A 19,938-nucleotide genomic window follows, 5' to 3' on the forward strand; every position below is an offset into this window, starting at 1 on the left:
CCGTGCTCAAACGCACGTCGTACGCCGTGGCGGCGGCACTGCTGGGCGGGCTCCTGGCCACACCCGGCGGGGCCGCCGCCGCTCCGCAGGACCTGCCCCAAGGGCGGCCCACAGGCTGGGCCACGGCGGGCCCCGGCACCACCGGGGGTGCGGGCGCCGCGCCCGACAGCACGTATGTCATCCGCACCCGGGCCGAGCTCAAGGCCGCCCTGGCCAACCACGGCGAGCCCACCGCACCCAAGATCATCACCATTCGCGGCACCGTCCACGGCAACCAGACCGACGACGGCCGCCTCCTCGGCGCCCAGGACTACGCCCCCGGCTGGGACCTGGAGCACTACATGGACTGCTTCGGCCCCGACGGCACGGCCTGGAGCGACGACCGCTACGAGTGGTGCAAGCGCATGCGCACGCTCCGGACCACCGGCTCGAACGCCCAGAAGCAGCAGATCCAGCTGACCGTCCCCAGCAACACCACGGTCCTCGGCGCCGGTGACGACGCGGCGCTCCTCGGCGTCGACCTCACCGTCAACACCGGCCAGAACATCGTCGTCCGCAACCTCCGCTTCGAGGCGCCCATCGACCACTTCCCCGGCTGGGACCCAAGCGACGGCGACCAAGGCGCCTGGAACGCGCGCTTCGACGCCATGTCGGTGGTCACCGGCCGCAACCTCTGGATCGACCACTGCGCCTTCAGCGACGGCCGCTACCCCAACAGCCAGGCCCCCACCGGCTTCCACGGCAAGCCCGTCGAGCGCCATGACGGACTGCTCGACATGGAGGACGCCACCGACTTCGTCACCGTCTCCTACAGCCGCTTCACCGACCACGAGAAGACCGTCCTCATCGGCTCCGGCGACGGCAAGGGCGACCGCGACCGCGGCCATCTGCGGATCACCTTCCACCACAACCTCTTCGCCGACGCCGCCCAGCGCTCCCCGCGCGTGCGCTTCGGCCAGGTCCACACGTACAACAACTACTTCCGCGGCTCCACCGACGACCCCGACTACCCCATGCGCGGCCAGGCGCTGGGCGGCAGCGCGTACTTCCTCGGCGTGGGCCTCGAATCCAAGCTCGTCTCCGAGTACAACGCCTTCGACCACACCGGCCCCGGCGCCTCCCCGGACATCGCGGTGGCCAACTTCCACGGCCACCAGTTCACGGATACGGGCTCCTGGTACCGCAGCCGCCCGCTCGATGTGAACGCCCTCGCCCGGCGCACCTTCGAGACCGCCGCGGCCAAGGCCCGGGACGAGGCCCAGTCATCGGGCACCCAGCCCCCCGAATGGTCAACCCGCACCTTCAGCACGGATGTCGGCTGGTCCCCCGCCGACGTCTACCGCTACCGCCCGCTGCGCTCGGCGGCGGCCGTCAAACGCACGGTGCTGCGCGAGGCGGGCCCCACCATCTCGAACCAGATCAACTTCCCGCCGATCCCGCACAGTTCCTCGCCGAGCGCGTAGCCGTCCCACGCGTCGGCACACAGCTGGACGAGCGCCAGGCCCCGGCCGCAGTCCTCGTCGTCCGCCATCATTCACGAGGCGGCGCTGCGCATGCAGTTCGGGGGCCGGGCGACAACACGGGCGCAGCTTCAGCACATCCTGGATATGAGCGAGCGCGACAACGTCAGCGTCACGGTCGTCCCCTTCGTGGCAGCGGCACCGCGCTGCTCGATGCCGAGGCCCAGCTGAGCAAATACCGCACACTCTTGGTCCGGATGGAAGCCATCGCGCTCAAGCCGGACAAGCAGCAGGTTCCGTCGCCGCTACGACGGTGCGTGGGTGGCTCGCAGCGAGTACATGAGCGGCACCCGCGGACGGCCCGTGGGGAAGCGGTACTCGCCGCCGGAGCGTTCCAGCACCGGGAAGCGTGGGAACAGCGTGACGTCGCGCTCATGCAGGAAGTCCAACCGCAGATCAGCGCGGGCCAGCGCGGTGATCACCTCGCCGAGCGGGTGGTGCCATTGCACCTGGCGCGCGTGGGTGAGCGCCGGGCCGCCGGTGTAGGTGTAGGGGTATTCGAGCTCCTGAGCGCGTAGGTCGAAGTAGTCCTGCTCGACGGTGCGGCCGTCGTCGCCGAGGGTGTCGGCGAACGGGTGGAATTCCGCAAGGTAGAGAAATCCTCCCGGGTTCAGCAGTGAGGCGACGATCTTCGCCCAGCGGTCGAGGTCGGGTAGCCACACCAGCGAGCCGAGGCCGGTATAGACGATGTCGAAGCGCTGTCCCCGCAAGGCCGCCTCGGCCCCGTAGACGTCCGAGACGACGAAGCGGGCGCGATCGCTCAGCTGGATGTCCTCGGCGAGCGTGCGGGCGGTGCGGATGGCCGGCTCGGAGAAGTCCACGCCTGTGGTTTCAGCACCGAGCCGGGCCCAGGAGAGGGTGTCCTGGCCCATGTGGCACTGCAGATGAAGCAGTTTGCGGCCGGTCACGTCGCCGACCTCGTCGTGTTCAAATGACCGCAGCGTTGATCCCCCGGCCCGGAACGCGGGGAGATCGTAGAAGTCGCTGACGGCGTGGACGCCCACGCGGTCGTCCCAGTTCTCGCGGTTGAGTCGCAGCCACTCGGGGGTGGGACCACGGTCAGTCATGGCCGTGACGGTATCGGTCGAGTTCTGGCCGCGGCATCAGAATTTTTCGCCCAGCAGCCCTGGCGCACCGTGATCCATCCCCGGAAAGTCCCCTTCTGGATAATCCGCCACGGATCGAAATTGTTTATCCTGGCAGACATGACCGCCATGGCACCCACACGCAACGAACCGGACCTGTCATTCCTGCTCGATCACACGAGCCACGTCCTGCGGACCCAGATGTCGGCGGCGCTCGCCGAGATCGGGCTGACGGCGCGCATGCACTGCGTGCTGGTCCACGCCCTGGAGGAGGAGCGCACCCAGGCCCAGCTCGCCGAGCTCGGAGATATGGACAAGACGACGATGGTGGTGACGGTGGACGCCCTGGAGGCGGCCGGCCTCGCCGAGCGCCGCCCCTCCAGCCGGGACCGGCGAGCGCGGATCATCGCGGTCACCGAGGAGGGCGCCCGGGTCGCCGAACAGAGCCAGGAGATCGTCGACCGGGTGCACCGGGAGGCGCTGGCGTCACTCCCCGAGCCCGACCGGGCCACCCTGCTGCGGGCCTTGAACCAGCTGGCCGAAGAGCATCTGAGCACACCGAAGGAGGGCCCCCGGCCGGCCCGGCGGGCGCGCCAGTAGACGAAGTAGAACCGGAATAGATCGTCTACAACGGAACTATCTGCTACGGTCTCTCCTGTCGCCATCACCCGAGGCCACCCGACAGGAGAGCCCGTATGTCCGTCATAGCCAGTTCCGAACCCGCGATTTCCCGCTCACGTTGGCTGGCCCTAGGAGTGATCGCCACGGGGATGCTGATGGTCGTCCTGGACGGCAGCATCGTGACCGTGGCCATGCCGGCCATCCAGGACGACCTTGGCTTCTCCTCCGTCGGCCTCAGCTGGGTCGTCAACGCCTACCTGATCGCGTTCGGCAGCCTGCTCCTCCTCGCGGGACGGCTCGGCGACCTGATCGGCCGCAAGCGCGTGTTCCTGGCCGGCGTCGCGGTGTTCACCGCCGCCTCGCTGCTCGCGGCCGCCGCCACCTCCCCCGCGGTCCTGATCGCCGCCCGGTTCCTGCAAGGAATCGGCAGCGCCATGGCCTCCGCGGTCAGCCTGGGCATTCTGGTGACGCTGTTCACCGAGCCCAGGGAGCGCGCCAGGGCGATCGCCGTGTTCAGCTTCACCGGGGCGGCCGGCGCGTCGATCGGCCAGGTGCTCGGCGGTGTCCTCACCGACGCTCTCAACTGGCACTGGATCTTCTTCATCAACCTCCCGATCGGGCTTGCGGCCCTCGCGATCGCCGTACCCGTCCTGCCCGCCGACCGGGGGCTCGGCCTGACTGCCGGAGCCGACGTCATCGGCGCCCTCCTCGTCACGGCGGGGCTGATGCTGGGCATCTACACCGTCGTCAAGGTCGAGGAATACGGCTGGACCGGGGCGCACACCCTCGGCCTCGGCGCCCTCTCGCTCCTCCTGCTCGCCGCGTTCGTCGTCCGCCAGGCGACCGCCCGTACGCCGCTGATGCCGCTGCGGATCTTCCGGTCGCGCAGCGTCGCGGGGGCCAACCTCATCCAGGTCCTCATGGTGGCCGCCCTGTTCTCCTTCCAGATCCTGGTCGCCCTCTACCTGCAGAAGGTGCTGGGATACGGCGCCGCCGAGACCGGCCTGGCCATGCTCCCGGCCGCCGCCGTCATCGGCGCGGTTTCCCTCGGCGTCTCCGCCCGGCTCAACGCCCGCTTCGGCGAGCGCAAGGTTCTGCTCACGGGAATCACTCTCCTGATCGGCACCCTCGGGCTGCTCACCCGCGTGCCCGTGCACGCGAACTACCTCACCGACCTCCTTCCCGTGATGCTGCTCGCCGCCGGCTTCGGCCTCGCGCTCCCGGCGCTGACCACCCTCGGCATGTCCGGCGCGAAGGAGGACGACGCCGGGCTGGCCTCCGGACTGTTCAACACCACCCAGCAGATCGGCATGAGCCTGGGCGTCGCGGTGCTCTCCACCCTCGCGGCCTCCCGAAGCGACGGCCTGCTCGCGCAGGGCAAGAGCCAGGCCGAGGCGCTGACCGGCGGCTACCACCTGGCCTTCACCGTCGGCACGGGGCTCCTCGTCGCCACCTTCGTGGTCGCGTTCACCGTTCTCACCCCGCCCGCTCCCAAACCCACCGCCGCCGTACGGAAGAACGCCGACCAGGCCACCTCGCACGCCACCGCCGCCTGACTTCCTCCACCACCAGCGAAAGGCCCGACCCCATGAGCACCAACGTCGCGCACGAAGAAGAGCAGAAGCCGGGCGCCGGGCCCGCGCCCCGGGCACTCACGGACGACGAGCTGTCCCGACTGCTGCGGGAGCAGCAGTTCGCGGTGCTCGCCACGGTCAAGCGCAGCGGTCACCCCCACCTGTCGACCGTGCTCCACAACTGGAGCCCTGAGGAGCGCGTGGTGCGGATCTCCACCACGGCCGACCGCCTCAAGGTGCGCCAACTGCGCCGCGACCCGCATGTCGCCCTGCACGTCAACGGTCCGGATGTCTGGTCGTTCGCCGTGGCCGAGGGCGAGGCGGAGATCTCCGAGGTGACGACCGAGCCCGGTGACGCGGTGGGGCGGGAACTTCTCTCGCTGACGCCCGGCTTCGACGACTCGCGGGAGGAGGCGGCCTTCCTGGAGCAGGCGGTGGCGGACCGGCGCGTGGTGATCAGGATCCGGGTGTCCCGCCTGTACGGAACGGCCCTCGACATCCCCGCCTCCGACTGATCAGGCGACGACTGATCAGACAACCGCCAGCCGCCGCAGCGCCGGACCGATGTCCGGCGCTGCGATCGCGCCGTAGCCGAAGACGAGACCCGGGCGTACGGACCGGCTCATGGCGACCTCGGGCAGGGTGTAGAGCGCCACGCCCGAGGTGCGGGCCCTGGTGGCCAGTTCGTCGAGGTCGCCGGTGGCGTAGGCGGTCACATGCAGACCAGCCGAGGACGGGACGACGTCGAGTCGCCCCGCGAAACGCTCGGCGAGCCCGGTCGTGATCAGCTCGTGCCGGGCCGCGTACTCCTGTCGCATCCGGCGGATGTGGCGGGCGAGCAGGCCGTCGTCGATGAACCGGGCCAGCGCCGCCTGGGTGGGGAAGGAAGTGCTCCAGTCGGTGACGTACTTGGCCGCGCGCAGCGCGTCCCGCAGCGGGGCGGGCGCGACGAGGAAGCCGATCCTCAGCGAGGGGAGCATGACCTTGGAGAACGAGCCCACATAGATCACATGTCCGGCCCGGTCGACGCTCTGCAGGGGGTCGATCGGCCGCCCGCCGAAGCGGAACTCGCTGTCGTAGTCGTCCTCGATCACGACGGCACCGTGCCGTTCCGCCCACTCGACGAGGGCCATCCGGCGCCGCAGCGACATCGGCATCCCCAGCGGGAACTGGTGGGAAGGCGTCACATAGACGACGCGGACGTGATCCGGGAGGGCGTCCACACACAGGCCCTCGTCGTCCACCGGGACATCCACGACCGTGGCGCCCAGCGAGCGGAAGAGCATCCGGGCGGGTGGATAGCCGGGGTCCTCGACCGCGACGCCGTCGCCCGGCTCGATCATCACCCGGCAGATCAGATCGAGGGCCTGCTGGATGCCGTTGGTCACGACCACGTCGTCGGCGGCGGCCCGCACCCCCCTGGACAGGCCGATATGGCGCGCGATCGCCGCGCGCAGTCCGCCATGGCCCGCCGGATGGCCGGAGCCTCGGCCGAGCGCGGCCGACGGGCGCAGTTCGCGGGCGACCAGCCGCCGCCACGTCTCGTACGGGAACAGCCGGGCATCCGGCAGACCCACCCGCAGGTCGTATGTGACGGAGGTCAGCTCGGCGTCGATCGGGCCGAGCCACGGGGTGACCACCCCGTCCCAGACGGGGCGCGGTTTCAGGGCGGAGCGGCTGCTCGCGGCACCCAGCGTACGACCGACCGCCCGCACGAACGTGCCCGCGCCGACCCGGCTGTCCAGATAGCCCTCGCTCGCCAGCCGGTCGTAGGCGACACCGACCGTGTTGCGGGCGACCGCGAGCCGCCGGGCCATCTCCCGGGTCGGCGGCAGCGGATCGCCTGGGCGCAGCCGCCCGTCGAGGACGGCGGCACGGACTTGTCGGTAGATCTGGCCGGACAGGTCGCGATGCCCGTCGAGGCTGACGTGGACGTCCATATTGACTGGATGATAATTGGCTCAATCATATGCGGGGATATTGGACCTGGCATTGGACCATTGCCCGTTTCTAGGCTCCAGATCATGGATATTCGAGAGCTGGACGTCCAAGAGCTCGACCGCCGGTCCCTGGCGTTGTTGGGCGGGGTCGTCGCCCAGCTGAAGGACGATCAGCTACATCTCCCGACGCCGTGCCCGGACTGGACATTGCACGGCCTGCTCCGCCATCTCGTCAGCCAGAACGAGGGGTTCGCCGCGGCGGCGCGCGGCGCGGGCGAATCGCTGTCCGACTGGCGCGGCGGCGACCTCGGCGCCGATGCCCGCGCCGCGTTCGAGGCGTCGGCGATGCTGGTCGACGATGCGTTCGCGCAAGACGGCGTGCTCGACCGGGCGTTCGCCCTCCCGGAGGTCCGCAACGGCGGCGCCTTCCCCGCGCCCCTCGCGATCAGCTTCCACTTCGTCGACTGCGTCGTCCACGCCTGGGACGTCGCGGCGACGATCGGCGTCCCATGGGAACCCGATGACGAGCTGTCCGCCGCCGCGCTGCGAGTCGCCGAGCGGGTCCCGGACGAGGGCCGCGGCCCCGGCGCCGCCTTCGACCGGCGCGTCCCACACCCGGACGACGCACCACCGCACCACCGGCTGCTCAGCCTGCTCGGCCGTGACCCGCACTGGGCCGGTGGACCATGCTGAGATCGGGCTGGCGCCCAGGGCCGGAGGCGGACACGGACGGTCCGGTGCTCGTCAGCGTCACCGACTTCACCTTCGCCAGGCGCATGGACCTGCCCGGCATCGCCCGCGCGGCCGTCGGGCTGCGGCGCGCCTGGCCGACGCTCGACGGGGCGGTCGGCCTGTGGCTGTGGACGGCACCGCGGGCCCGGCGCTGCGGCGCGGTGTCCGTGTGGACGGGTGAGGAGGCCCTGCACGGATTCGTGGGTCTGCCGGAGCACGTCGCGATCATGCGCAAGTACCGTTCACGCGGTGAGGCCAACGCGACGACCTGGGTTGTTCCCCGGTTCGACGAGAGCGGTATCTGGCGGGAGGCCTACCGCGTGCTCACGGGGTCCGGTATTACAGCCCGTCGATCTCGGTGAGGTCGATGTCGATGGTGAACGGCACCGGGAGCTTGAGCCGGTCGTGGTGGATGCCGGACGGCACATACGTGCGCGTCACCGGGTCAAGCTCGAAGACGTGGACAACCGGGCGGTCGTCCTCACCGTGCTCGACCAGCCAGAAGTGCGGGATTCCCGCCTCCGCGTAGAGCTGCGGCTTGCGCTTGCGGTCCCGTGTCCTTGATTCCGGCGACACCACCTCCACCGCAAGCACGACGTCGGCGGCGTCAAATCTCGTGCTGTTCGCGCCAATCCGCGCCGCTCCGGCACGTACCACCGAAAGATCCGGTTCAGGACAGTTGTCCTGACCAAGGGTGACGATCATCTCGCGGCACACTCGCATCGACTTCGGCGCCAACGTACGCAGAGCATGCTCCAGCAGGTACAGGACCGTCATGTGGAAATACTTCTGCGGGCTCACGAAAACGAGGCTCCCGTCGATCAGCTCAGTGTGCGGCGGGAGATCCGGGATGCGGTCGAGGTCGTCCGCGGTGAATCCGCCCGGGGGCGGAAAGGCCCAGGCCGGCAGCGGTTCAGCAGTCATGGTTCCTCCCATGGACGGGATTCTGGCCGCGTCACCAGCGTATCGGGCCAGAACGTCGGAGCTGCCCCTCACACGAGTGAGGCGCAGCTCCGACGTTGACGGGCAAAGCGTCCTACCCCATGTGCGCCGGGAGCGGCGCCGTCTGCTTCGCGCCGGGCTGGCGGCTCGGCCGCGGGGTGTTCATCAGCAGGCCCACGATGACCGCCGCCGCCGCGAGGATCACCGAGGACCAGACGAACGCCTCCGAGAAGCCCTCGACCAGCCCCTCCTTGGCCAGCTGCGGGGTCACCTCATGGGCGCGGACCGCCGGGGCCAGGTAGTCGTTGGTGGTGCTGGTGGCGATCGTGTTGAGCATCGCCGTGCCGATCGAGCCACCGATCTGCTGGGCGGTGTTGACCGTGGCGGAGGCGATGCCCGCGTCCTGGGGCTGGACGCCGTGGGTGGCGTAGTTCATCGCCGGGGCCATCACCAGCCCCATGCCGAAACCGACGAGGAGTTCGGAGGGCAGGACGCCCGCCGCGTACGAGCTGCCCGGCTCCAGGGGGACCAGCAGCGCGACACCGGCGGCCGCGATGAGCATGCCCGGCGTCACGAGGGCGCGGGGCGGAAGCTTGGGGAGCAGGCGGGCGCCGACGCCGGCGGCCGCGGCCAGCACGGCCGCGGTCATCGGGAGGAAGGCCACGCCGCTGACCAGTGCCGAGTAACCCTTGACGCGCTGCATGTAGTAGGTGAGGAAGAGGAACATCGCGAACATGCCGACCACCGACAGCCCGACCGCGAGGTAGGCGCTGCCGCGCGTGCGGTCCGCGATCACCCGCAGGGGCAGCAGCGGGCGTGCGACGCTGCGCTCGGTCAGGATGAACGCCGTCAGCAGGACCACGCCCAGGGTCAGCAGCCCGGTCACGGTCAGCGAGTCCCACCCCTTGGACTCCGCCTCGCTGCACCCGTACACCACCGCGACCAGCCCGGACACGGCGAGCAGCACGCCGGGCAGGTCGAAGCGGGCGCGGCCGCCCTCGGCGCGCTCGTCGGCGGGCAGGACGTACCAGCTGAAGACGGCGACGACGGCGACGGGGACGTTCACGTACAGGCACCAGCGCCAGTTCAGGTATTCGGTGAGCAGCCCGCCGAGGACCAGCCCGATCGCGCCGCCGCCCGCCGCGATGGCGCCGAAGATGCCGAATGCCTTGGCGCGCTCGCGCGCCTCGGTGAAGCTCACCGCGAGCAGGGACAGCGCCGCCGGGGCGAGCAGCGCGGCGAAGGCGCCCTGCAGCACGCGGGCCGCGAGAAGCATGCCGAATCCGGAGGCCGCGCCGCCGAGAGCGGAGGCCGCGGCGAAGCCGATCAGACCGATGAGGAAGGAGCGCCGGCGGCCGGTGTAGTCGGCGATCCGGCCGCCGAGGAGCAGCAGGCTGCCGAACGCCAGGGTGTAGGCGGTGATGACCCACTGCCGGTCGCCGTCGGAGATCCCGAGGTCCTGCTGGGCCGAGGGCAGGGCGATGTTCACGACGGTGATATCGAGGACGATCATCAGCTGGGCCAGGCCGATGAAGAGCAGTGCCAACCAGCGCCGGGGGTTGACCGCGGGCTGCGTGTCGAGGGGCTGGGCCATGACGGTGCCTTTCTGAGGCTTATCTGAAGATTTCGGGCTTTGAGAAGCTTTCCCCGCCCGGGTTCGCCAGGCAGGGGGATTCCTCCGGAAGCGGCCGGACGGGTCAGCCGTCAGCCGGACCCGGCGTCCATCACCCGTCCCCTGAGGCGCTTGAACGCGGCGGCGTCCAGGGCCGGGCCGGGCAGCCGGGCGTCGGCCCGGATGCTGCCGGCGGGGCGCAGGCCGTCGATGTAGACGTCCAGGTGGCGGTGCGCGAGCGCCTCGTCGTCCGGGATGAAGCCGGCGGGTAGTGGGCGGGACAGCCGGATGATCATCACGGTGATGTCACCGAAGACGACGTCGGGGCGGATCAGCCCGGCCTCACGGGCCCGGCGGAGGAGTTCGTCCACAGGGTCGACGGCGTCCTGTCGGACGGCCTCCAGGATCTCGTCGACGGTGACCCGGCCGACGAGGGCGGGCATCACCGAGCTGATCTTAAGGTCGAGGGCCGCGTGCATGAAGCGGCGCAGCGCGTCCAGCGGGCCGCGTCCCTCCTCGGTCGCCTCGCGCGCGGCCTCGAACAGGGCGGTGAAGACGTCGATCGCCACCGCGCGGATCAGGTCGGCGCGCTCGGGAAACCGCCGGTAGAGGGTGGCGATGCCGACCCCCGCCCGGCGGGCGATCTCATCGAGGGGGGCGTCGGGGCCCTGCTCGACGAAGGCCGCGCGGGCGGCGCGCAGGATCTGCTCGCGGTTGCGCCGGGCATCGGCCCGCATCCGGGGCATCGGGCGCGACTGCGGCACCCGGGGCCCGTCGGCGGCGTCGGGGGTGGTGGACACGGCGGACCTCCCAAGAGCGGCACAGCAGAGCACGGCACGGATCCAGGTGGAGAGTTTTTCTCCGCTTAGCTGTTTCAGCGTAGCCAGCACGACCGGATTATTCAACACGTGATGAAAAAACTCGGGCGGGTCCCGAACGCACACCCGGACGCACACACGACGAAGCCCGGCCCCCGCCGAAGCGGGGGCCGGGCCCTGTGCTGCTTGCTGTGCTGCTGCGAGAACGCTCCTCGCGCTCAGTCCACCAGGTTCACCGAGCGGGCCGACGTCGCCCCGATCTCCTCGGCGATCTCGGTGAGGACCGACTGCGGGATCGTGTCGTCCACGGTCAGCGCCACCAGCGCCGCCCCGCCCGCCACCGCACGCGAGACCTGCATACCGGCGATGTTGATCCCCGCCTCGCCGAGGATGCGGCCGAGCGTGCCGACCACACCCGGGCGGTCGGTGTAGCGCAGGAAGGCCATGTGGTCGGCGAGCGCGAGGTCGACGTCGTACTCGCCGACCGCGACGATCTTCTGCTGGTGCTTGGGGCCGGCCAGCGTGCCGGAGATCGAGACCTCGTCGCCGCCGGAGAGGGTGCCGCGCACGGTCACCACGTTGCGGTGCTCCGAGGACTCCGAGCTGGTGGTCAGGCGCACCTCGACACCGCGCTCCTGTGCGAACAGCGGGGCGTTCACATACGACACGGTCTCGTCGACGACGTCCTCGAACACGCCCTTGAGCGCGGAGAGTTCGAGCACCTTGACGTCGTGCTGGGTGATCTCGCCGTACACCTCGACATCCAGCCGGACCGCGACCTCGCCCGCGAGCGCGGTGAAGATCCGCCCCAGCTTCTCGGCCAGCGGCAGCCCGGGGCGCACCTCCTCGGCGATGACGCCGCCCTGGACGTTCACCGCGTCCGGGACCAGCTCGCCCGCCAGGGCGAGGCGCACCGAGCGGGCGACCGCGATGCCCGCCTTCTCCTGGGCCTCGCCGGTGGAGGCGCCCAGGTGCGGGGTGACGACCACGTTGTCGAAATCGAAGAGCGGGGAGTCCGTGCACGGCTCCTTGGAGAACACGTCCAGGCCGGCCGCCGCGACCCGGCCCTCCTTGAGGGCCGCCGCCAGTGCCGCCTCGTCGACGATCCCGCCGCGCGCGGCGTTGACGATGCGGACCTCGGGCTTGACCTTGTGCAGCGCCTCGTCGCCGATCAGGCCGACGGTCTCGGGGGTCTTGGGGAGGTGGACCGTGATGAAGTCGGAGACCTCGAGCAGCTCGTCGAGCGACAGCAGCTTGACGCCCATCTGGGCGGCGCGCGCGGGCTGGACGTAGGGGTCGTACGCGACGATCTTCATGCCGAAGGCGGACATCCGCTGGGCGACCAGCACGCCGATGCGGCCGAGGCCGACGACGCCGAGGGTCTTCTCGCTCAGCTCCACGCCCGTGTACTTGCTGCGCTTCCACTCGCCGTTCTTCAGCGCCGCGTTCGCCTGCGGGATGTTGCGGGCCGTGGCGACCAGCAGGCCGCAGGCCAGCTCGGCGGCGGTGACGATGTTGGACGTCGGGGCGTTGACGACCATGACGCCGGCCTTGGTGGCGGCGGAGACGTCCACATTGTCCAGGCCGACACCCGCGCGGGCGACCACCTTGAGGTGCTTCGCCGCGGCGATGGCCTCGGCGTCGACCTTGGTGGCGCTGCGCACGAGGATCGCGTCCACGTCGGCGATGGCGGGCAGCAGCTCGGCTCGGTCCGCACCGTTGCAGCTGCGGATCTCGAAGTCCGGGCCCAGGGCGTCCACCGTGGCGGGCGAGAGCTCTTCAGCGATGAGTACGACGGGTTTACCCGTGGAAGCAGTGCTCACGTGGTCTTCAGTCCTCACTAGTCCTATGCGGACGGCCGTCCCGACGGCCGCAGGCGTGAAGGGGGGCAGCCGCGTGAAAGACGCACGACGCTGTGAGCCCTGACGCGCTTGTTCCCTGCAGTGTAGTGGCGCCCCGGAGGCGTTTTGCGCCATAGCGGCGGGATCACCCGCACGTGGTCTTGCATGATGGACAAGTCGGGGGCCCGGCCCCCCGAGGTGCGGGCTCGGGGGGCCGGGGTCCCTGAGGCTCAGGCCTCGTCGTCGACCCAGCTCATCAGCTTGCGCAGCTCCTTGCCGGTGGTCTCCAGCAGGTGGTCGCCGTCGGCCTTCTTGTACTCGTTGTACTTCGGCAGGCCGGCGTGGTACTCGTCCATCCAGTTCTTGGCGAAGCTGCCGTCCTGGATCTCGGCGAGGACCTTCTTCATCTCGGCCTTGGTCTGGTCGGTGATGATCCGCGGGCCGGTGACGTAGTCGCCCCACTCGGCGGTCTCGGAGATCGACCAGCGCATCTTCTCCAGGCCGCCCTCGTACATCAGGTCCACGATCAGCTTCAGCTCGTGGAGGCACTCGAAGTACGCGATCTCCGGCTGGTAGCCGGCCTCGACCAGGGTCTCGAACGCGGCCTTGACCAGCGCGGAGGTGCCACCGCACAGCACCGCCTGCTCACCGAAGAGGTCGGTCTCGGTCTCCTCGGTGAAGGTGGTCTTGATGACGCCGGCGCGGGTGCCGCCGATGCCCTTGGCGTACGACAGGGCGAGCGCGAAGGCGCTGCCGCTGGCGTCCTGCTCGACGGCCGCGATACACGGCACGCCGCGGCCCTCCTCGTACTGGCGGCGGACCAGGTGGCCCGGGCCCTTGGGGGCGACCATGCAGACGTCCACACCGGCCGGGGGCTCGATGAAGCCGAAGCGGATGTTGAAGCCGTGGCCGAAGAACAGCGCGTCGCCGTCCTTCAGGTTGGCCTTCACCGACTCCTCGTAGACCTTGGCCTGGATCGGGTCCGGGACCAGGATCATGATCACGTCGGCCTCGGCGGCCGCCTCGGCCGGGGTGACCACGCGCAGCCCCTGCTCCTCGGCCTTGGCCTTGGACTTGGAGCCCTCGTGCAGGCCGACCCGGACGTCGACGCCCGAGTCGCGCAGCGACAGCGCGTGGGCGTGGCCCTGGCTGCCGTAACCGAGGACCGCGACCTTGCGGCCCTGGATGATGGACAGGTCGGCGTCGTCGTCGTAGAACAGCTCGGCCACTTCGGGATTCTCCTAGCGTTTTCGGATTGTGCGTCCCACCGTATGACGGGCGGACGGGTGAAGGTTTCGGGGTCTCGCCATACGGGCCTCCGGCCGGCCACGACCGGCCGCCCGGTGCACGCTGTCTGAGGCCCGGTACCGCTGGTCAGGCGGTCCGGTCGAGCGCGCGCAGGCTCCGGTCGGTGATGGAGCGCGCACCGCGCCCTATGGCGATGGTGCCGGACTGGACCAGCTCCTTGATGCCGTACGGTTCCAGCATCTTGAGCATGGCCTCGAGCTTGTCGCTGCTGCCGGTGGCCTCGATGGTCACGGCCTCCGGGGAGACGTCCACGGTCTTGGCGCGGAACAGCTGGACGATCTCGACGATCTGGGAGCGGGTCTCGTTGTCGGCGCGGACCTTCACCAGGACGAGTTCTCGCTGAATGGCCTGGCTGCCCTCCAGCTCGACGATCTTCAGAACGTTGACGAGCTTGTTGAGCTGCTTGGTGACCTGCTCCAGCGGGAGCTCGTCGACATTGACCACGATGGTGATCCGGGAGATGTCGGGGTGCTCGGTGACGCCGACCGCGAGCGAGTCGATGTTGAAGCCGCGGCGGGAGAACAGCGCGGCGATCCGGGCCAGGATGCCGGGGGTGTTCTCCACCAGGACGGAGAGCGTGTGCTTGGTGGACATGGGCTGAAGTCTCTCTTTTCTCTGAGTCCCTTGAGTCCTCTGAGTCCTCGGCCTCAGTCGTCTTCGTTGTCGCCGAAGTCCGGGCGGACGCCGCGCGCCGCCTGGATCTCGTCGTTGGAGGTGCCGGCCGCGACCATCGGCCAGACCATGGCGTCCTCGTGGACGATGAAGTCCACGACCACCGGCCGGTCGTTGATCGAGTTGGCCTTTTCGATGACGGCGTCGAGGTCGGACGGGTCCTCGCAGCGGATGCCGATGCAGCCCATGGCCTCGGCGAGCTTGACGAAGTCGGGGACGCGGGTGCCGGCGTTGGTCTGGGCGGGAGCGTCCGGGCCCGAGTGCAGCACGGTGTTGGAGTAGCGCTGGTTGTAGAACAGCGTCTGCCACTGGCGGACCATGCCCAGCGCGCCGTTGTTGATGATCGCGACCTTGACCGGGATGTTGTTCAGCGCGCAGGTGACCAGCTCCTGGTTGGTCATCTGGAAGCAGCCGTCGCCGTCGATCGCCCAGACCGTACGGCCCGGGGCGCCGGCCTTGGCGCCCATCGCGGCCGGGACGGCGTAGCCCATGGTCCCGGCGCCGCCGGAGTTCAGCCAGGTCGCCGGCTTCTCGTAGTCGATGAAGTGGGCGGCCCACATCTGGTGCTGGCCGACGCCGGCGGCGAAGATCGTGTCCTCCGGCGCCAGCTGCCCGATCCGCTGGATGACCTGCTGCGGGGACAGACTGCCGTCCTGGGGCTGCTCATAGCCCAGGGGGTAGGTCTCCCGCCAGCGGTTCAGGTCCTCCCACCAGCCGGAGTAGTCGCCGGCGTGGCCCGCGTCGTGCTCGGCCTGGACCGCGACGACCAGGTCCGCGATGACCTCGCGGGCGTCGCCGACGATCGGCACGTCGGCGGTGCGGTTCTTGCCGATCTCGGCCGGGTCGATGTCGGCGTGGACCACCTTGGCGTGCGGGGCGAAGGAGTCGAGCTTGCCGGTGACCCGGTCGTCGAAGCGCGCGCCGAGGGCGATGATCAGGTCGGCCTTCTGCAGGGCGGTGACGGCGGCGACGGTGCCGTGCATGCCCGGCATGCCCAGGTGGAGCCGGTGGGTGTCGGGGAAAGCGCCCAGCGCCATGAGGGTGGTGGTGACGGGCGCGCCGGTCAGCTCGGCCAGGACCTTCAGCTCGGCGGTGGCGCCGGCCTTGATGACGCCGCCGCCCACGTACAGAACCGGGCGCTCGGCCTGGGTGATCAGGCGGGCGGCCTCGCGGATCTGCTTGGCGTGCGGCTTGGTGACCGGGCGGTAGCCGGGCAGGTCGGTCTGCGGCGGCCAGGAGAAGGTGGTCCGCGCCTGCAGGGCATCCTTGGCGATGTCGACCAGGACCGGGCCGGGGCGGCCGGTCGCGGCGATGTGGAACGCCTCGGCGATCGTCCGCGGGATGTCCTCGGCCTTGGTGACCAGGAAGTTGTGCTTGGTGATCGGCATGGTGATGCCGCAGATGTCCGCCTCCTGGAAGGCGTCCGTGCCGATGGCCTTGGAGGCGACCTGGCCGGTGATCGCGACGATGGGGACCGAGTCCATGTGCGCGTCGGCGATCGGGGTGACCAGGTTGGTGGCGCCGGGGCCCGAGGTGGCCATACAGACGCCGACCTTGCCGGTGGCCTGGGCGTAGCCGGTGGCGGCGTGGCCCGCGCCCTGCTCGTGGCGGACGAGCACGTGCCGGACCTTGGTGGAGTCCATCATCGGGTCGTACGCGGGGAGGATCGCGCCGCCGGGGATGCCGAAGACGGTGTCGGCGCCGACCTCTTCGAGCGAGCGGATGAGGGACTGCGCGCCCGTGACGTGCTCGACGGGGGCGGAGTGGGAACCGCCGTTACGGGGCCGCGGCTGGGGATGGTGGGCCCCGGTGGCCTGCTCGGTCATCGGCATTCTCTTCTCGGATGAGGATCTGTGCGGGGAGTGGGAGAGCGGTACGACATGTGTCAGTGCAACAAAAAACCCCTCGTGCCGTGAGGCAAGCGAGGGGAGCGCGCCGGTGGGGTCCGCAGGGCTTCTGAGAGAGCCCTGCTCAGCCGACGCGCTTTCCAAGTACGAGAATTCGGGTGCGCATGGCTCCGACCCTCCCCCCGGCGCGCATCGGGTGTCAAGTGGGTGGGACGGGCGTCTCAGTATTTGAGCGAGATGGCGGATGTGTGTGAGACTCCGCCCGCCGCGGCCCATGGCCCGCGCCGTGCCCGGCACCATGTCCCGCTGGGTGGCCGGCCCCATGCACGGTGATGTGGCCGAGGTGCCGGGTCGGCAGCGCGCCGCCGACCAGTACGGGGCTGTCCGAGCGTGGCACAGGATACGAGCCGCGGTTCAGCGCACGGCGCAGCCGGTGCTCGTCGAGCGGCCCGGAGAAGGCTGTCCCCTGGGCGTGGGTGCACCCCATGGCCCGCAGGGCGACGATCTGCTCGGGCAGGTCGACCCCCTCCGCGAGGGACTGCATGCCCAGGTCACCCGCGATCCGCAGCAGCCCCGAGGTGATCTTGTGCAGTCGGGAGGACTCGACGACACCCTCGACCAGCCCCCTGTCCAGCTTGAGCATGTCGATGGGGAGCCTGCGCAACGCCCGGATAGCGGCATAGCCGCTGCCGAAGCCGTCGAGGGCGATGCGCACACCCAGGCGCCGCAGCGCGCCCAGCCGGTGCTCCAGCTCGTCGATCGGCACCCTCGGGTCGCTGTCGGTCAGCTCCAGAATCAGCGCGCCGGAGGGCAGGCCGTGCCGGGCCAGCAGGGTCTCGACGCTCTTCGGCGGCATGGACTTGTCCACCAGACGGCTCGCGGGGAGCCGTACGCACACCGGGACCGGGAATCCGTCGCGGCGGCGCTCCGCGGCCTGCTCGACGGCCGCCTCCAGCGTCCAGCGGGCCAGCTCGGCGGTGCGGGCCGCGTCCTCGCCGCTCCGGCTCCCGCCGCGGCCGCTGTCACGCCCGCTGTCGGCGACCCGCAGGAACTCGGCCGGGGTGAAGAGGATGCCCTGCGCCGAACGCCAGCGGGGCTGGGCGCCGACGGCGGTGATCCGGCCGCCGGCGAGCTCGACGACGGGCTGGTGCAGCAGGACGAACTCGCCGTCGTGCAGGGCGGTGCGCAGCCGGGTGGCGAACTCGGCGCGGCGCGTCACGTCGGCCTGCATCTGCGGCGCGTACAGCTCGACCCGGTTCTTGCCCGCGGACTTGGCGCGGTACATCGCCAGGTCGGCGTTGCGCATGAGCTCTCCGGGGCCGATGCCGGGCTCGGCGAAGGCGACGCCGATGCTGGCGGCCACCCGGACCTCGGTGCCGCCCACGACCTGGTAGGGCTGGGAGAGCCGGGCGCGCAGCCGGTCGGCGATCTCCAGGATGCGGCATTCGCGGGCGGCGGCGTCCCGGTCGCCGTCGCCGAGGATCAGCGCGGCGAACTCGTCGCCCCCGAGCCGGGCCGCGCAGTCGCCGGACCCATGGCGCACGGACTCCTGGAGCCGGCGGGCCGCCTGGACCAGCAGCTCGTCGCCCGCCTGGTGGCCGACGGTGTCGTTGACGGCCTTGAAGCCGTCGAGGTCGATGAAGAGCACGGCGGTGCCCGCGTCGGTGCGGCGCCGCCCGGCCAGCGCGTGGCGGACCTGCTTGGTGAACAGGGAGCGGTTGGGCAGGTCGGTGAGCGGGTCGTGCTCGGCGCTGTGCTGGAGCTGGGCCTGCAGGCGCACCCGCTCGGTGACGTCCCGGCTGTTGAAGATGAGGCCGCCGTGGTGGCGGTTGATCGTCGACTCCACGTTGAGCCAGTCGCCGGAGCCGGAGCGGAAGCGGCACTCGATGCGGGTGGTGGGCTCCTCCCCCGGCGAGGCGGCCAGGAAGCGGCGGACCTCGTGGACGACCGAGCCCAGGTCCTCGGGGTGGATGAGGGAGGCCAGCTCGGAGCCGACCAGCTCGTCCGCGTCGCGGCCGTAGACCCCGGAGGCGGCCGGGCTGACATAGCGCAGGATGCCGGTGGGAGCGGCGATCATGATGACGTCGCTGGAGCTCTGCACCAGGGAGCGGAAGTGGTTCTCCTTCTCCGCGAGCTCCTGGGTGAGCGTGATGTTGTCGAGCAGCATGATGGCCTGGCGCACGACGAGAGCGAGCACGACCGCGCAGGCGGTGAAGAGCATCACCCCGTCGATCGGTCGGCCGTCCATCACGTTGTAGAGGATCCCCAGGGTGCAGACAGCGGCGGCGAGGTACGGCGCGAGGGCGGCGAGCGAGCCGCTGGCGCGGCTGGTCTGCGCGGGGCGGCGGAGCGCGGCGGCAGGCGGGGCCTGAGCGGCCTCGCGCCGGGCCACCCAGGGGGCGTACGCGAGCAGTATGGAGCCCGCGAACCACCCGGCGTCAAGGATCTGTCCGGAGCGGTAGTGCTCGCGCAGCAGCGGCGAGGTGAAGAGCGCGTCGCACAGCACGGTCAGCGCGAAGGCGGCGATCGCGGTGTTGATCGCGGAGCGGTTGGCCGAGGAGCGCCGGAAGTGCACCGCGACGACCATGCTGATCAGCACGATGTCCAGCAGCGGATAGGCCAGCGAGAAGGCCCTGCGCGCCACGGGCTCGCCGCCTCCGCCGAACTGGGCGACATGCGCGAGCGCCAGGCTCCAGGACAGGGTCAGCAGCGACCCGGCGATCAGCCAGGCGTCCAGGGCCAGACAGATCCAGCCGGCACGGGTCACCGGGCGCTTGGCGAGCACCAGCATGCCGACGATGGCGGGCGGGGCGAAGAGCAGGAAGCAGAAGTCGGCGGGCGAGGGGCTGGGCACGGAGCGGCCGAGCACCACCTCGTACCAACCCCATACGCCATTGCCCAGCGCGGCCATGAAGGAGGACGCCGCGAACAGCAGCCAGGCGGGGCGCAGCCGCCCGGAGCGCGTACGCCCGTGCCACAGGCAGGACACGGCGGCGGCCAGGGCGGCGGCGCTCAGGCCGAAGTCGCCCATGAACAAGGCCAGTTCGGGTGAGCCCCAGCCGAGCGCCGCGCCCGCCGCGTACCCGCCGCACATCAGGGCGAGCAGGACCTGAGGCAGCAGCCCCGCCCGGCCGCCGGACACCGACGGCCGGGCGAGCACCGCTCCGGTGGCGCTCACCGGACGGCCTTCGAGTGCCGCGCGAGGGCGCGGGAAGCTAGCTGTCGACGCCTGAGTCGCGTCGGGTTGTCGGTCCATTGGCCATACATCGCCCGTCGCCCCCCTTGAGTTCCGGTCCATCGCTGACGCCGTTAGGTCAGTGGCGCAGCCCCCGCTCGGGACGATACACCAGACTGGTCACTCAGGGACATAGGCCATCTACACACCGTAACCGACAACGGCGTTGTATATACGGAGTGCAGTCATAC

General features: G+C 70.5%; 17 protein-coding genes. 7 read left to right on the forward strand and 10 right to left on the reverse strand.

Going from position 1 to position 19,938, the window contains the following annotated elements; genetic code table 11:
* Positions 1-2: 2 nt before the first annotated feature.
* Positions 3-1,463 (forward strand): pectate lyase, encoded by a 1,461-nt coding sequence (locus tag PV419_RS28620; RefSeq protein WP_319693838.1) that lies wholly within the window; start codon positions 3-5, stop codon positions 1,461-1,463.
* Between the two features lie 90 nt (positions 1,464-1,553).
* Entirely contained in the window at positions 1,554-1,691 is a 138-nt protein-coding gene (locus PV419_RS28625) for a Scr1 family TA system antitoxin-like transcriptional regulator (protein WP_319693839.1), read from the forward strand.
* A gap of 74 nt (positions 1,692-1,765) precedes the next feature.
* Here the strand turns inward: PV419_RS28625 and PV419_RS28630 are convergent, their stop codons facing one another.
* The gene (locus tag PV419_RS28630) at positions 1,766-2,587 is read right to left on the reverse strand and encodes a class I SAM-dependent methyltransferase (protein WP_319693841.1); all 822 of its coding nucleotides are present in this window, start codon (positions 2,585-2,587) and stop codon (positions 1,766-1,768) included.
* Positions 2,588-2,725: 138 nt separating this feature from the next.
* On the opposite strand from PV419_RS28630, the gene PV419_RS28635 reads away from it, so the two are divergent.
* From PV419_RS28635 to PV419_RS28645, 3 genes are all read left to right on the forward strand, one after another.
* Positions 2,726-3,205 carry a MarR family winged helix-turn-helix transcriptional regulator gene (locus tag PV419_RS28635; protein WP_319693843.1) on the forward strand — a complete coding sequence of 160 codons (480 nt, stop codon included), beginning with the start codon at positions 2,726-2,728 and terminating at the stop codon, positions 3,203-3,205.
* 95 nt (positions 3,206-3,300) lie between these two features.
* The gene (locus PV419_RS28640; protein ID WP_319693845.1) at positions 3,301-4,782 is read left to right on the forward strand and encodes an MFS transporter; all 1,482 of its coding nucleotides are present in this window, start codon (positions 3,301-3,303) and stop codon (positions 4,780-4,782) included.
* 32 nt (positions 4,783-4,814) lie between these two features.
* A complete protein-coding gene (locus PV419_RS28645) occupies positions 4,815-5,315 on the forward strand; it encodes a PPOX class F420-dependent oxidoreductase (RefSeq protein ID WP_319693847.1) in 501 nt (166 codons plus the stop codon).
* Positions 5,316-5,330: 15 nt separating this feature from the next.
* On the opposite strand, the gene PV419_RS28650 is transcribed toward PV419_RS28645, so the two are convergent.
* On the reverse strand, positions 5,331-6,740 hold the full coding sequence (locus PV419_RS28650; protein WP_319693848.1) for a PLP-dependent aminotransferase family protein: 1,410 nt from the start codon (positions 6,738-6,740) through the stop codon (positions 5,331-5,333).
* An 84-nt stretch (positions 6,741-6,824) separates the two neighbouring features.
* On the opposite strand from PV419_RS28650, the gene PV419_RS28655 reads away from it, so the two are divergent.
* Both PV419_RS28655 and PV419_RS28660 read left to right on the forward strand, forming a co-directional pair.
* The gene (locus PV419_RS28655) at positions 6,825-7,433 is read left to right on the forward strand and encodes a TIGR03086 family metal-binding protein (protein WP_319693849.1); all 609 of its coding nucleotides are present in this window, start codon (positions 6,825-6,827) and stop codon (positions 7,431-7,433) included.
* A complete protein-coding gene (locus PV419_RS28660) occupies positions 7,427-7,834 on the forward strand; it encodes a hypothetical protein (RefSeq protein ID WP_319693851.1) in 408 nt (135 codons plus the stop codon). The genes PV419_RS28655 and PV419_RS28660 overlap by 7 nt, the downstream gene beginning before the upstream one ends.
* Here PV419_RS28660 and PV419_RS28665 read toward each other — a convergent pair.
* The 8 genes from PV419_RS28665 to PV419_RS28700 all read right to left on the reverse strand — a co-directional run bounded on the left by PV419_RS28665 (position 7,812) and on the right by PV419_RS28700 (position 19,690).
* Entirely contained in the window at positions 7,812-8,396 is a 585-nt protein-coding gene (locus tag PV419_RS28665) for a Uma2 family endonuclease (protein ID WP_319693944.1), read from the reverse strand. The two genes, PV419_RS28660 and PV419_RS28665, sit on opposite strands and share 23 nt — an antisense overlap.
* Before the next feature lie 112 nt (positions 8,397-8,508).
* The gene (locus PV419_RS28670; protein ID WP_319693852.1) at positions 8,509-10,008 is read right to left on the reverse strand and encodes an MFS transporter; all 1,500 of its coding nucleotides are present in this window, start codon (positions 10,006-10,008) and stop codon (positions 8,509-8,511) included.
* A gap of 110 nt (positions 10,009-10,118) precedes the next feature.
* Complete coding sequence (locus PV419_RS28675; protein WP_319693854.1) at positions 10,119-10,826, reverse strand: helix-turn-helix domain-containing protein; 708 nt, start codon at positions 10,824-10,826, stop codon at positions 10,119-10,121.
* Positions 10,827-11,062: 236 nt separating this feature from the next.
* Entirely contained in the window at positions 11,063-12,667 is a 1,605-nt protein-coding gene (gene serA / locus PV419_RS28680; RefSeq protein WP_319693855.1) for a phosphoglycerate dehydrogenase, read from the reverse strand.
* A gap of 248 nt (positions 12,668-12,915) precedes the next feature.
* Positions 12,916-13,914: a ketol-acid reductoisomerase gene (gene ilvC / locus PV419_RS28685; protein WP_319693857.1), complete on the reverse strand. Its 999-nt coding sequence runs from the start codon at positions 13,912-13,914 to the stop codon at positions 12,916-12,918.
* Positions 13,915-14,059: 145 nt separating this feature from the next.
* Positions 14,060-14,587, reverse strand: coding sequence for an acetolactate synthase small subunit (gene ilvN / locus PV419_RS28690; protein ID WP_319693858.1), 528 nt, complete (start codon positions 14,585-14,587; stop codon positions 14,060-14,062).
* Positions 14,588-14,640: 53 nt separating this feature from the next.
* Positions 14,641-16,497: an acetolactate synthase large subunit gene (locus PV419_RS28695; RefSeq protein ID WP_319693860.1), complete on the reverse strand. Its 1,857-nt coding sequence runs from the start codon at positions 16,495-16,497 to the stop codon at positions 14,641-14,643.
* Between the two features lie 214 nt (positions 16,498-16,711).
* Positions 16,712-19,690: a putative bifunctional diguanylate cyclase/phosphodiesterase gene (locus PV419_RS28700; protein WP_319693862.1), complete on the reverse strand. Its 2,979-nt coding sequence runs from the start codon at positions 19,688-19,690 to the stop codon at positions 16,712-16,714.
* Between the last annotated feature and the right edge of the window lie 248 nt (positions 19,691-19,938).

This window comes from Streptomyces sp. ME19-01-6 (assembly GCF_033793745.1).
GTDB lineage: Bacteria > Actinomycetota > Actinomycetes > Streptomycetales > Streptomycetaceae > Streptomyces.